This window comes from Kribbella speibonae (assembly GCF_004331375.1).
GTDB lineage: Bacteria > Actinomycetota > Actinomycetes > Propionibacteriales > Kribbellaceae > Kribbella > Kribbella sindirgiensis.
Genome location: NZ_SJKC01000003.1, coordinates 738224 through 750957, shown reverse-complemented (window position 1 = coordinate 750957; position 12734 = coordinate 738224). Strand labels below are relative to the sequence as shown.

Here is a 12734-nt window from a genome sequence, read left to right as displayed (position 1 = left end):
ACGTTAATTTCACTCCGTGACGACATCCGACCTACGCACCGCCCTCCTGTCCGCCGATCCCCGGCTGTCCAAGTTCTCGCCGTTGCCGCGGATCCTCGCGTTCGACGAGTTCGACAGCGGGACGCACGGCTGGACCGAGCTGCTCGGCAACTACAACGGCCGCGGCGACCTCAGCACGGTCGACGACCACATGCGCGACTTCCGGCCGCCGCAGCTGTCGGCCTGCAACTTCTTCGACATCGGTACGCACGGCGCGATGAGCGGCACGTACGCGCTCAAGCTCGCGACCCGCCCGCACAAGGGCCATACTGCGGTCGCGATCCGCCGGCTCACGATGAGCGGCCGCGGCCTGGTCCAGCTGGAGACGTACTTCGCGTTCAAGTCCGAGGCCACGCTCGGCGGCGGCGCCGAACTGGACAACTTCGGCGACGTCCAATGGGACGGCAACACGCACCCGTCCGAGGCGCAGTTCGGCGCCTTCACGGTCGCCACCGACCTGTGCGGCGACGGCGGTCTGCGCTACCACACGGTCGCGCGCTACCAGAACACCGATCTGGACAACCACTTCACCCGGCGGTGGATGGCGCCGACCGTCCCCGAGCCGACGCCGCGCGAGCACTTCGAGGGCAAGGTGAAACTGGAGTACGCCGCCGACTTCACCGCGCCGAACCCGGAAGACTGGCAGGCGTTCGGCGAGCCGCAGGAGCTCTGCTACAACGAGGTCCCGACCAAGGTGAACTGGCACTACCTGCGCTGGCTGATCGACACCGACAAGCGGCGCAACGTGGAGCTGCAGGTCAACGACCGGGTGATGGACATGCGCGACGTACCGGTTCCGCCGTACGAGGAACGCTACGAGACGCTCGAGAACCTGCTCAACTTCTACTTCTCGGTCCGCACCCACAGCTCGGTGCGCAACTTCCTCTTCCTCGACTCCGTCCTCATCTCGGTTGATTGGTAGGCCCATGCGACAGTCCATGACGGCGGTGCTGGAGCGCGACACGACGTTCGACACCCGCTTCGCGACCGAGCCCTACGAGGTCGCCTGGGCCGGCGAGGCGCGCTGGTTCGTGCAGCACATCGGCGGCGACGGTACGGCGACATACGTCACGCAGGTGTCCCCCGACGGGATCACCTGGTGCGACCTCGACACCTTGGAGCACGTGGTCGAGCCGGGCAAGCTGGTGAGCTGGCCGGTCACCGGGTTCGGCCACTGGCTGCGGTTGCGCGCTAAGGTCGAGGGCTCGGTCCAGGTACGGATCCACCTGGCTGTGAAGGCGTAAGGCTGTGAAGGCGTAAGAGGGGGACGGATGACGGAGGGCCCACGGCCGCGGCCGACGTTGCGGGACATCGCGACCGCGCTCGGCCTGTCGGTGAACACCGTGTCGCGCGCGCTCGGCGACAAGGACAGCGTCAGCGCGGCGACGCGGGCCGCCGTCCAGGCCGAGGCGGCGCGGATCGGGTACGTCCCGAACACGCTGGCGCGGTCACTGGTGCTCGGCTCCGCGATGACCCTGGGCCTCGTCATCACCAACCCCTCGAACCCGTTCTACGCGCAGCTGATCAGCAGTATCGAGCTCCGGGTCCGCGCCCAGGGGTACTCGTTGCTGCTGCTCGTCACCGACGAGAGCGTGGAGAACGAGCAGCGCGCCACCGAGGCGTTGCTGCGCTCCGCGGTCGACGGCGCCGTGGTCGTACCGGTGCAAGCCGAGTGGGACCACTGGCGCCGGGTCCGGGACAGCGGCATCCCGCTCGTGTTCGTCAACCGTGACGTGCCGGAGCTCGGCTGCGACATGGTCGGGGTCGACTACGAACGCGGGTCGTACGAGGCCACCAGCCACCTGATCGCGGGCGGCGCGCGCCGCCTGCTCCTGCTGGAAGAAGACCTGCCGATCACCACCACGGCGGACCGGATCACGGGCTTCCGCCGGGCGATGGCCGACGCCGGGCTGAAGGTGTCGGACGACCAGGTCCGAGCGGTTCCGACGAAGCGGTACGACTCGCTCGCGCTCCCGTGGCAGCCCGAGGAGGCGTACCGCTTCGCCCAGACCCTGCTGACCGACGGCCACCCCGACGGCGTCGTCACCGGGAACGACTACTTCGCCCTCGGCCTGCTCCGGGCCCTCGCCGAGCGCGACCTCGCCGTCCCGCGCGACGTCGCGATCACGGGGTACGGCGACCACCCGTACGCGGCGTACCTGCAGACGCCGCTGACCACGGTCCGGCTGCCGGCGGCCGAGGTCGGCACCACCGCGGTCGACCTGCTCCTCCAGCGGTTGAAGGCCGGGGCGGAGCGCCCCCGCAAGACGCTGATCCGCCCGGAGCTGGTGATCCGGGCGTCGGCCCCGGACCGCCAGGCCATCACAACCGACCGCTGAACGCGGCGCCCCGCCCTACAGCGTCGGCCACTCGCCAATTGTGATGGCGTGGGCGTCCGCCCTACTCGTCCAGCCAGGCCCGAATCGACTCGTCGTGCTCGCCGAGCCGCGGCGGCGGGAGGTTGGTCTCGCGCGCGCCGGCGTACGGGTTGTCGTCGAAACGCAACGGCGGGCCGGGGAGCTGGATGGTGCCGAGGGTCGGGTGCTCGACATCGATCAGCAGGCCCTGCGAGCGGGTCTGCTCCCAGTCGTACACCTGCTGGAAGTCGCGAACCTTACCGGCCGGAATCCCCTTCTCCGCAAGGCGTTCCAGCCAGACGTCGGCCGATTCAGTCGCGAACGCGGACTCGATCGCCGCAGTCAGCTCGTCCCGATGCGCCACCCTGGCCGAATTGCTCGCGAACCGTTCCTCCGAAGGATCCAGACCGACGATCGGGGCGAACAGCCGCCACAGTCCTTCGCTGCCGATCGCGACCTGCACGATGTCGTCCCGGGTGCGATAGAGCCCGTACGGCGCGATCTGCGCGTGATGGTTGCCGACGCGGCCGGGGAGCTCGTGCGCCACCGTCCATTTCGTGCCGTGGAACGCGTGCACGCCGACGACCGACGCGAGCAGGCTGGTCCGGACGACCCGCCCCTTGCCGGTGATCGATCGCTCGTGCAGCGCGGCGAGGGCGCCGTACGCGCCGTACATCCCGGCCAGCAGGTCCGCGATCGGGGCGCCGACCTTCGTCGGCTCGGTCTCGCCGGTGATGCTCATCAGGCCGCCCTCGCCCTGGGCGATCTGGTCGTACCCGGCGCGGCCGCCTTCGGGGCCGTCGTGCCCGAACCCGGTGATCGACAGGATCACCAGCCCCGGGTTGAGCTCGTGCAGGCGTTCGGTGGAGAAGCCGAGCCGGTCGAGGACGCCGGGCCGGAAGTTCTCCATCAGTACGTCGGCCTTGCGGACCAGCTTGGTCAGGAACTCCTTGCCCTCGTCCGACTTCAGGTCGGCTGTCACCGATTCCTTGTTGCGGTTCGCCGACAGGTAGTACGTCGACTCGCCGTCCACGAACGGCGGACCCCAGCCGCGGCTGTCGTCGCCGCCGTTCGGGGTCTCGACCTTGATCACCCGCGCCCCGAGATCGCCCAGCATCATCGCGGCATGCGGCCCGGCCAGCGCCCGGGTCAGATCCACGACCACGACATCGGAGAGAAGGTTCTGCACGAGGTCGAGCGTAGGCGAGTACGGCGCGGCGGGCCGTGACGCGACTCTCAGGCGGTGACCTTGCGGGCCAGGGAGGCGAGGCGGTGGGAGACGTCGCGGGGGCGCTCCTGCATGAGCATGTGGCCGGCGCCGGGGTAGATCCAGAGGCGGGCGGTGGGGAGCTGGGCGGCGATGCGGTTCGCGTGCCGCGGTGGGAGGAGGCGGTCGCGGGTGCCGTGCATGATCTCCACCGGCAGCTCGTCGAGCACCTTCAGCGCGTGTCCTCGGTCGTGCTCCAGCATCGTCTCGAAGAACCCGCCGTACGACGCTCCCGGCACCACCGCGAGATCCGCCATGAACAGGTCGACCTCCGCCGGATCAGGCTTCTTCCCGAACACCACCCGCCGCAGGGCCGGCCGCTGCAACCGCGCAGCAAGCACCGCCGCCTGGCGGGCACTGGATCGCGCACCGGCGGTCGCGCGGCGGTCGATTCGTCGGCCGACCGCGTTCAGGACGCGTGGTGTGATCCGGATGGCTGCGGGGTCGAGTCTTGTGGGGAGGCCGAGGGCGCCTTCGGTCAGGTGGCCTGAGGTGGTGCTGACGAGGGCTGCCGCGCGGATGCGGGAACCGAAGAGTTCCGGGTACCGATCCGCGGCCGCCATCAGGGTCATGCCGCCCATCGAGTGGCCGGCGTACACGACCGGTCCGTCGCCGACGACCTCGTCGAGAACCGTCACCAGATCGTCGGCCAGCTGATCGAGCCGCGTCGTACCGGCCGGCGCAGCATCCGACCGGCCATGCCCGCGATGGTCATACGTGACAACCCGCACCGCGTCAGGCCCGAGGATCTGCGGCAGCCCCTCCACCTGGTTGTGCCAGGAGCGCGTCGAACACGTCCACCCGTGCACGAGCAGCACCGTCACCGGCGCGTCGGCCGGTCCGGTCACCTCGACGTTCAGCCGTACTCCGTCCGCGGCCGTCACCCCGGACCGCTCCAACTGGATCGTCACGCAGTCTCCCGTTCCCGTTCGCCGGAGGCCAGGTGGGCCGCCCGCATCCGCCCGCCGCGGGCGCCGCGCCCGACCAGCCAGGCGATCCCGATCACCTCGAGCAGCCCGACCACCGCGAGCAGCGCGTACCCGGCGTTCCACATCCATCGTGGCACGTCGGTCCGTTCTTCGCGGCGCAACGTCTGCTGCTCGTTCACGAACTCGACCGTCTGCCCGTTCGACACCTGGATCGCGGGTTTCGCGATCGCCGCGTCCTCTGGCGCGTAGACCCAGCTCGCCACCAGGTCCCGCGGCCCCTGGTGCAGCCGGATCATCGACTTCCACTTCCCGTACATCGGCAGCGGGTCCGCCGACCGGTACGTGCCGTCGGCAACCTTCTCCATCGGGTGGAACACCAGCCCGCCGCCCTGCCAGGCCAGCGCCTCGAACCACCGCGCGTCGTCGGCGGCGTCAGCGGGCGTGAGAGTGATCGTGACGTACGCCGTCGGCTCGGCCCCCGTGGCCACCCGCTCCAACGACACGACCCCTGACACACCCGCTCCAGCTGTCCGCGGCACGCAGAAGAACACCGTCGCCACGACCGCGACCAGTCCGGCCGCGCCCAGTTGATGGGTACGCCGGACCGCGATCGGCCGGATGTACTTGATCCCGATCGCACGCTCCTCGCCGGCCACCTCGGCGTACCGGGTCGCGAACCACGCCCCGACCAGGCCGGCGCCGGCTCCGACGATCACGCCGTACCCGATCGCGGACGGCAGCATCGACGACGGCCACGCGATCGGCATCCAGATCTGGCTCCAGGCGTACTCCGCGACCACGCCGACGGTGCCGATCAGCAGACCGGACACGAGCCCCAGCCGGAACCGGTTCTTGTTGCCGAGGGCAAACGCCACGCCCTCGACCAGCAGCGCCTCGACGACCAGCAGCGGGAAGTGCCCGACGATCTCACCGAGCGGCTCGGCCACCGCCCACGCGATCCCGCCGCGGATCACCAGGTACACGGCGAGCGCGGCGAACGTCGTCCCCGGTCCGCGGCGCGCCCGCAGGATCGTGAACGCCATCGCGGCGCCGAACACGATCAGCAGCGGCTGCAGGATCAGCGGGAACTGCGGTACGCCGTAGTTGAACTCGGTGCTGAACAGGTCCCACGCGATCAGCAGCGCACCGACCGACACGATCTCCTGGAGCAACCGGCGCTTGTTCACGCCCATCAGCTGCTCGACCTCGGCGATGGCCAGCAGCCGCGCGAAGATCGAGAAGACCACGCCCCCGATCATCAGCAGGTGCGTCGGTCCCCAGAGCGTGACGTCCTCGCCGAACAGCCGGTGCCAGACGTCGTCGAGCGGGAACCCGACCAGCGCGAACATCCCGCAGACCGTGATCAGCGCGGCACTGCACGGGATCCGCCAGCTCCTGGGCGTGTCTCTCGACTCCACGCCGTCGCGAGCAGGTGCTCGGCGGAGTGCCTCGGTGAGCGGGAGCGGAGGGGTCGATGTGGTTTCATCGTTCCCTTCGCTCCCGCTCAGCGAGGTGCCCGCCGAGTGCCGCGCAGTAGGCGTGGAGTCGAGAGACACGCCCCTCGTCAGCTTGATCGTCCGGGCCGGCAGCGGCTTGCCTGCGAGAGCGATCGGCAGCACGCCGGACACGATCACGCCGAGGATGCCGAAGAAGATCGGGTAGTGCGCCGGCGTCCCGAACGGGCCGGTGTCGCGGCCCTTGTCGATGTGCACCGCGATGTCCCACCAGACCCCGAAGGCGCAGGCGAGGAGCGAGACGGCGTGCAGGTACGGCGTGAGCGCGGCCCATCGGGGGACTCCGTCCAGTCTCCCGATGGTGTCCGCGAACCTACCTACCAGCGTGACGCGGCCGGTGCGTTCCCGCCACAGCAGTACGGCGAGTGCGACGTACAGCAGTCCGATCACGCCGGTGACGATCGCGATCTGGTCGAACGTCGCCGTACCGGTGGTCGCCAGCGGAATCGCCATCCAGCGTCTCCTTCAGACATAAGACATGCGCCATGGAGCATGTTACATCTACTATGTAACGTGGAGTCTGGAAGACTGTCAAGGGTGGATGAGGAGCTCACTGTCGACCAGCTCGCCGCCAAGGTGGGGATGACGGTCCGGAACGTGCGTGCGTACGCCGGGCGCGGGCTGATCCCGCCGCCGCGGCTGGTCGGCCGGACCGGGTACTACGGCCAGGATCACGTGGCCCGGCTGACGCTGGTCCGCGAGCTGCTCGCCAAGGGCTACACGCTGGCCGCGGTCGAGCGGATGATGGGCGAACTGCCCGACGGCGCGATGGCGCTCGGTGTCTTCGAGACCCTGGTGAACCCGTGGACCCCGGCCGAGCCCGAGGTCCTCGACGAGTTCCAGCTGGCCGAGCGGGCCGGCGTACCGCACGATCCCGCGGTCATCGAGCGGCTGGTCGAACTCGGGATCGCCGAGCGGCTGGACGACGGCCGGCTCCGGATCGCGAACTCGGACCTGCTGCGCACCGGCCTCGAGGTGATCAAGCTCGGCGTCCCGATGCAGGCGATCTTCGAGATGCTGCCGAAGCTGTTCGCGCAGGCGGACGCGGTCGCCAAGACATACGTCGAGCTGTTCCGCAGCACGGTGTGGCGCGACTTCACCAACGCCGGCATGCCCGCGGAGGGCTGGCCCGAGATCCAGCGGACGCTGGAGGGCATCATCCCGCTCGCGGGCCAGGCGCTGGTCGCGGCATTCCGGGAGGCGATGGCCCGCGAGATCGAGATCGTCGCCTACGAAGAACTCGGCCTGGACCCGAAGGCCCTGCCTTCAACTGGCTGAGTCAGAGAGAGCTGACGCCAGGTCGGTGTGAATGAAGTCCTTGCCCTTGAACAACAGGGGTTCCCCGGTGTCCTTCGCCAGTGCATAAGCGAAGCAGTCGCCGAAGTTGAGACCGGCAGGGTGACCGCTGCCCTTGCCGAAGTCGCGGTACGCCTCGCGGGCGGTCCGCGCCTGCCGCTCGGTGACGGGCTCGATCTGAAGATCGGCAGCCGCACACAACTCGTCGAAACGCCGGCTGACGACTGGATCCCGCGCGCTGTCCATCACGACGGCAGCCTCCAGGAAGTTCGCGGCGGAGATCTGGCGTGCCGTGGCAGCCTCGATCGCCTCGGCGAAGTCGGCCGCGTCTGGTTCGGCTCGCAGGATCGCGACCAGAGCCGAGGTGTCGATGATCACCGGGGCAGTCCGTTCTCGTCGTACAAAAGGTCGCCGTGGTCGGCGGTTCGCAAGTCTTCCGGCAGACGCTGCGCGGTATCAGCGCCGATTGCCAGGAGTCGATGCGCAAGCCCCGCGCCACGAAGGCGGCGCACTCGAGCCAGCCGCTCCCTCACTGCGGCGTCCACCGCAGCGGTCTGCGACTCTCCCGTGAGCCGCGCCAACTCCCGCACCAACCCGTGAGTCTCCTCGTTCTTGATGTTCAGGCTCATATCTCCACCCTTCTACCACACCTCTGGTTCCAGTCTACCCCAAAGGCGCTGCCTTCCACGAGCTAGACGCGATCGGTGAGCCAGGTGAATGTGCGGCGGGAGTAGTCGAGTCGGTGCGACGGGCGGCCTGACGACAGGAACAGGTGGCCGGCGCCGGGATACAGCACGAGCTCGGTCTCGATCTGCTGGGTGTGCAGGGCCGCGAACCACTGCTCGGCCTGGCCGACCGGACTGCGGTCGTCGTCGGCGCCGTGCAGGATGAGGGTCGGCGTACGGACGTCCCGGACGGTCTCGTACGGCGATTGCGGGCGGAGGACCGCGGGATCGGTGCCGCCGTAGATCAGGTCCATCATGCCGACGCCGACGTCCGCGGTACCGCCGAGGCTGACCAGGTCGCACATGCCGCCGCCGGACACCGCGGCGCGGAAACGGGTGGTGTGCGCGGTGAGCCAGTTGGTCATGTAGCCGCCGTAGCTGTAGCCCGCGACGGCCAGTCGGTCCGGGTCGGCGATGCCCTCGGCAACCAGTTGGTCGATGGGCTCGAGCAGGTCCGGTGCGTCGCCGAAGCCTTGTTCGGCGTAGACGGCGGCGTGGAAGTCGTCGCCAAATCCGTCGCTGCCGCGGGGGTTCAGGAGCAGCACGGACCAGCCGGCCGCGGCGAGGGCGAGCTGATAGGGGTAACCGAGCTGCATCAGCGGCGCCCACCACCCGTGCGGACCGCCGTGGATGTCGAGCAGCAGCGGACCGGGACCTTCGGCCTGGAACAACCACCCGGAGACCGTCGTACCCTCCGAGATCTGGAAGGTCCGCGGCTCAGGGCGGGCCCAGTCGAGGTCGTGCAGGGCATCGGCGGTGTACGACGTGAGCACCTTGCGGACCCCGGTCACGAGGTCGAGGGTGGCGACCTCGCCGTACGTGTCGAGAGAGGCGTAGGTGATCGCGGCGCGGGTGGTCGCGGCGGAGAGTGCGGTGATCCAGAGCTGTTCTTCGTCGGTGATCGGGCGCAGCGGGTCCAGCTCGTACACGCGGGTGGTGGCGTGCTCGTTGACGGTGGTGAGGACGCGGCCGTCCTGGGTGGTTGTCGGCGTCGCGAGCGTGCTGCCGAAGTCGATCTCGGCGAGCAGGTCGGTGGGTGCGGAACCGTCCAGCGGCACGCGGAGGAGGCGAGGCTGGGTTTCGGAGCGCGGCGCCAGGCGGGCCATGATCAGCGCCTCGCCGTCAGGCGCCCAGGTCAGCGCGCGAAGCATGTCCTCGGTACCGACCCGCGTCGGCTCGTCGCCGGGTGTGAGCACGAAAGGTGCCGTGGACAACGAGTTGTCGGTGCGGGCGTCCTGCAGCCCTGCGAACGCCAACCGGGTTCCGTCCGGCGACCAGACCGGTGAATGCGCGGACCAGTCGCCGTCGGTGAGCTGCGTCGTCACACCGGTCGCGAGCTCGATCACGAACAGATGCGGCCTGCGATAACCACGCAGCCCGCCGTCGCGGTACCCCAACCGTCGCGTCACCACGGGATCGCCGGCCGCGTACGGCGTACCGTCGTCCCTCGTCAGCTCGACCGCCGCCGAGAACGCGATGCGGGTGCCGTCCGGGCTCCAGGCCGCAGCGCCGGCGCCCAGTTCACGATCCGTGAGTTGGCGTTCGTCGCCGGTGTCCGGGTCGATCAGCCAGAGCTGGTCCTCTCTGAGTACGGCGAGTTGGCGACCGTCCGGGGACCAGGCGGGCGACGACCCGTCAGTGCAGAACCGCGGCGCTCCCCCATCGGCGTCGACCGTCCAGACCGCCCGGTGGTACGCGTCGGCGTCCTCGTCCACGGTCGTCAGCACATAGGCGATCCGGCGACCGTCCGCCGACATCACCGCCCCGGAGGGCACCGGCACCCGGCACAACGTCGACAACATCTCAGCGCTCACGGGCCCAGTCTTCCACCCCCCGCAGCCGCTCCACCCGATCGGCGAGGTCCTCGGCGGTGGTCTGACCTTCGACGTACCGCCCGTACCAATGCACGAAACTCGTTGCCTCACGCATCAGTTCGAGTTCCCGGAGCACGAACACCTCGGCACCGGTCAGCGGCAACACGTCGAGGTACCCACGCTCGAACGGCGCACTCGGCCGCCCGACCTCCCCGAAGAAGAACCGCCCGACCGCCAGATCCATCGCCCGGTGCCCGCGACCGGCAGTCTCGAAGTCCAGGATCGCGGTAACCCGATCGATGCTCGGTACGCAGGGGTGGATGTTGGTCAGGTCGCCGTCCCAGACCGGCGGCTGCGGCAACTCGGTCTCGTCCAATCGGCCCAGTGCATGGTCCAGCTCGGCCAACGCTCGTCCGCACGCCTCCGCGCGAGGCGCATCGCCGCGTGCCGGATGCTCGCCGGGTATGCGGTGGCTCAGGCTTGCCAGGACCGGGCGGCCGTGGAGTTCGCCGCGTACTGCGGTTTCTCCGGCAACTGGCACGGGCACCGGGACGGCGAAGGACAGTCCACTCAACGCACGCAGTACAGCGTGCTCGTACGACGGAGTGATCCCGTTGCGATGAATGCGCAGTACGAACTCGTCACCGACGTAGAAGCCGGTGTTGTTCGTACCCTCCGTGAGCGGGCGTACGTCGTACCCCTGAAGTCCCCAGCGGCTCAGCAGATTGTCCACCCCTGCATCCTCCCTGAGGGGAGGCCTGTATTTCTGAGGGAAGCTCAGGGGTCAGATAGGTAATCCTCCGCATGTGTGAACCGGTCCTCATGCGCGAGCGTATAGCTACCAGAACACATCAGGCAGGAGGAAGAGGATGCGCCAGATCCAGATCCGTCGGCGGCCCCGCACCACCACGACCCGTCGGCAGACCCAGACCCAGACCCTCGACCTCCGGACCCCGTCCGGCCGTCCACTGCCGTTCTGAAAGCCGACTCCGATGAGACTCCGCCTGCATGTCCACCACGTCCGCTCCGGCGGCTGGTGCGCCGACATCGACGACGACAACGACCGCCAGCCCGACGACCCGTACTGGTGCGTCGACGCCTGGCCGACCCTCGAGTCCGCCCTGGCCGCCGGCTGCGCCCGCCTCGCCGAACTGGCCCGCACCACCGCCCCATCCCGCGTCAGCGGCTACTACGAACCGGCCCTGGCCGCCTAGAACCAACGGGGAACGGGGAGGCCCGGCGAACCGCAGGGGGTTTGCCGGGCCTCACTATGTCTCCTACTTCTTGCTGAGGTCGCGCCGATCGGGAAGATCACCTAGATCGGCGTCCCAGTCGTCCTCGTCGTCCGGGAGGGTGGCTTCGTGGCGGCGGGCGATGCGGAGGAAGGCGAGGATCAGGAGGATCGGGCCGAGGACCATCGCGGTCTCGGGGACTCCGCCCATGTGCAGGGTGATCATGAGGCCGTCACCAGCGCGATGCCGCCGGCTGTGAACGCGACCATCGCGGCCAGCATCGGGTACTGCGCCCTGCGCAGCTGCCGGCGCCGGAACAGGTCGGCAGCGCGATCGTGCGCGGACACGACCCCAAGTACGTGTCCGAGCACGATCGCACCGATCTGGACCCCCGCGATCAGCCCGGTCCCGAGGAACGCGTAGTCGATCCGCGTCCCGCTCGTGCCGAGCAGGTCCCAGCCGCGCCCGAACGGGTCGGTCGCGAGCAACCAGCCCTCCTGGCCCTGGAACATCGCGAACGAGAAGTAGTGCGCGACGGCGTACCCGATCGCGATCGGCACCAGCGAATGCACGAAGGCGCCTGGCAATCCGGCGTCCCCGACCGCTCCCGGCCGGATCTGCGCCGCGCCGGTCGTCCGCCCGGCCAGCAGGAACAGGGCGGTGACGATCGCGACCGCGGCGATCAACCCCACGGTGTACGCCGGGATGCGGTCGAGTCCACCCGTCAGCCGGGTCCACACCGACCACCGGGAGAGTCCGTCGAAGGCCGTCGACCCGAGCAGCAGACACAGCAGTCCGACGAGGCCCGGTTGTTGCGGTGTCGTCGCCAGTCCGGCGAGCGGGTTCCGCAGTTCGAGCCGACCGTCGGCGCCGCGGCCGAGCGGGCTGAGTCGGGCGAGCGTCTCGGCGTACACCTCGAAGCTGTCCCCGATCGCGAACCAGGACGGACCGTAAACGATGCCTGCGGCAACATTCAGGACGGCGTACGTCGTGGCGAAGATCGCGACCACGCGCGGATCGGAGCCGTCCGGGTACACCAGTTCGAGCCAGAGGAACCCGGCCAGACCGGCCACCGCGGGCCAGTACGCGATGCCGTCGGGGAGTCGCCGGTACGACGTACGCCGGACCAGGCCCGCGATCGTCCGCAACGGGTTCGCGAGCCGCCAGATCGGTCCGCAGAGCAGCGAGAGCGGGATGATGCCGACCCAGATCCACACGTACAGCCAGGTCGGCGCCGGGTTGAGGGACGGCTCGGGGTTACCGAACCAGGCGGCCCCGAGCAGGAGTGCCAGCGCTGCTAGCCCAGCCAGTTTCAGTACGACGCGCGTCGCTGGATGGTCGACGATCCGGGTCAGGAACTCGAGCGGGCGGCCCGCGACGCTTTCGAACCGCGGGCGCGACCAGAACGCGGCGAGCGCGAAGAACGACACCGCGACCGCGGCGCCGGCGGAGTAGATCGCGAGCCACAACGGCACCGGCAGGTCCCCGCGACCACCGATCCCATGCAGTGGCAGCACCGCGCACTCCGATCACCCGGACTATCCGACCGATCGAATGTAAC

At 69.4% G+C, this 12734-nt stretch carries 14 protein-coding genes; 5 read left to right on the top strand and 9 right to left on the bottom strand.

What is annotated here, in order from left to right; all coding sequences use genetic code 11:
- Positions 1-16 precede the first annotated feature (16 nt).
- Genes E0H92_RS24895 through E0H92_RS24885 form a run of 3 tightly spaced genes read left to right on the top strand, consistent with a single transcriptional unit; the run spans position 17 to position 2378 of the window.
- Positions 17-961, top strand: coding sequence for a DUF6772 family protein (locus E0H92_RS24895; protein ID WP_131459909.1), 945 nt, complete (start codon positions 17-19; stop codon positions 959-961).
- 4 nt (positions 962-965) lie between these two features.
- A complete protein-coding gene (locus E0H92_RS24890) occupies positions 966-1283 on the top strand; it encodes a hypothetical protein (RefSeq protein WP_131459911.1) in 318 nt (105 codons plus the stop codon).
- Between the two features lie 27 nt (positions 1284-1310).
- Positions 1311-2378: a LacI family DNA-binding transcriptional regulator gene (locus tag E0H92_RS24885; RefSeq protein WP_131459913.1), complete on the top strand. Its 1068-nt coding sequence runs from the start codon at positions 1311-1313 to the stop codon at positions 2376-2378.
- A 61-nt stretch (positions 2379-2439) separates the two neighbouring features.
- Here E0H92_RS24885 and E0H92_RS24880 read toward each other — a convergent pair whose 3' ends face one another.
- From E0H92_RS24880 to E0H92_RS24870, 3 genes are read right to left on the bottom strand one after another with little or no spacing between them, the layout of a single operon-like run.
- A complete protein-coding gene (locus E0H92_RS24880; protein WP_131497889.1) occupies positions 2440-3585 on the bottom strand; it encodes a CaiB/BaiF CoA transferase family protein in 1146 nt (381 codons plus the stop codon).
- Positions 3586-3632: 47 nt separating this feature from the next.
- On the bottom strand, positions 3633-4574 hold the full coding sequence (locus E0H92_RS24875; protein ID WP_238173582.1) for an alpha/beta fold hydrolase: 942 nt from the start codon (positions 4572-4574) through the stop codon (positions 3633-3635).
- The gene (locus E0H92_RS24870) at positions 4571-6559 is read right to left on the bottom strand and encodes a hypothetical protein (RefSeq protein ID WP_238173581.1); all 1989 of its coding nucleotides are present in this window, start codon (positions 6557-6559) and stop codon (positions 4571-4573) included. The genes E0H92_RS24875 and E0H92_RS24870 overlap by 4 nt, the downstream gene beginning before the upstream one ends.
- 84 nt (positions 6560-6643) lie before the next feature.
- Here E0H92_RS24870 and E0H92_RS24860 point away from each other — a divergent pair, with 84 nt between their 5' ends.
- On the top strand, positions 6644-7384 hold the full coding sequence (locus tag E0H92_RS24860) for a MerR family transcriptional regulator (protein WP_238151268.1): 741 nt from the start codon (positions 6644-6646) through the stop codon (positions 7382-7384).
- Here the strand turns inward: E0H92_RS24860 and E0H92_RS24855 are convergent.
- From E0H92_RS24855 to E0H92_RS24840, 4 genes are all read right to left on the bottom strand, one after another.
- Positions 7373-7780 carry a type II toxin-antitoxin system VapC family toxin gene (locus E0H92_RS24855; RefSeq protein ID WP_131497888.1) on the bottom strand — a complete coding sequence of 136 codons (408 nt, stop codon included), beginning with the start codon at positions 7778-7780 and terminating at the stop codon, positions 7373-7375. The genes E0H92_RS24860 and E0H92_RS24855 overlap by 12 nt on opposite strands.
- Complete coding sequence (locus tag E0H92_RS24850) at positions 7777-8031, bottom strand: type II toxin-antitoxin system VapB family antitoxin (RefSeq protein WP_131497887.1); 255 nt, start codon at positions 8029-8031, stop codon at positions 7777-7779. The genes E0H92_RS24855 and E0H92_RS24850 overlap by 4 nt, the downstream gene beginning before the upstream one ends.
- A gap of 62 nt (positions 8032-8093) precedes the next feature.
- Complete coding sequence (locus E0H92_RS24845) at positions 8094-9941, bottom strand: S9 family peptidase (protein WP_131497886.1); 1848 nt, start codon at positions 9939-9941, stop codon at positions 8094-8096.
- Positions 9931-10674, bottom strand: coding sequence for a phosphotransferase enzyme family protein (locus E0H92_RS24840; protein ID WP_165549963.1), 744 nt, complete (start codon positions 10672-10674; stop codon positions 9931-9933). Before E0H92_RS24840 ends, E0H92_RS24845 begins: the two co-directional genes overlap by 11 nt.
- Before the next feature lie 259 nt (positions 10675-10933).
- Between E0H92_RS24840 and E0H92_RS24835 the strand changes: the two genes are divergently transcribed.
- Entirely contained in the window at positions 10934-11155 is a 222-nt protein-coding gene (locus tag E0H92_RS24835) for a hypothetical protein (protein WP_131497884.1), read from the top strand.
- Between the two features lie 63 nt (positions 11156-11218).
- Here the strand turns inward: E0H92_RS24835 and E0H92_RS24830 are convergent, their stop codons facing one another.
- Together E0H92_RS24830 and E0H92_RS24825 are read right to left on the bottom strand one after the other, a co-directional pair.
- Complete coding sequence (locus E0H92_RS24830) at positions 11219-11398, bottom strand: hypothetical protein (RefSeq protein WP_131459924.1); 180 nt, start codon at positions 11396-11398, stop codon at positions 11219-11221.
- Positions 11395-12690 (bottom strand): hypothetical protein, encoded by a 1296-nt coding sequence (locus E0H92_RS24825; RefSeq protein WP_131497883.1) that lies wholly within the window; start codon positions 12688-12690, stop codon positions 11395-11397. Before E0H92_RS24825 ends, E0H92_RS24830 begins: the two co-directional genes overlap by 4 nt.
- Positions 12691-12734 lie beyond the last annotated feature (44 nt).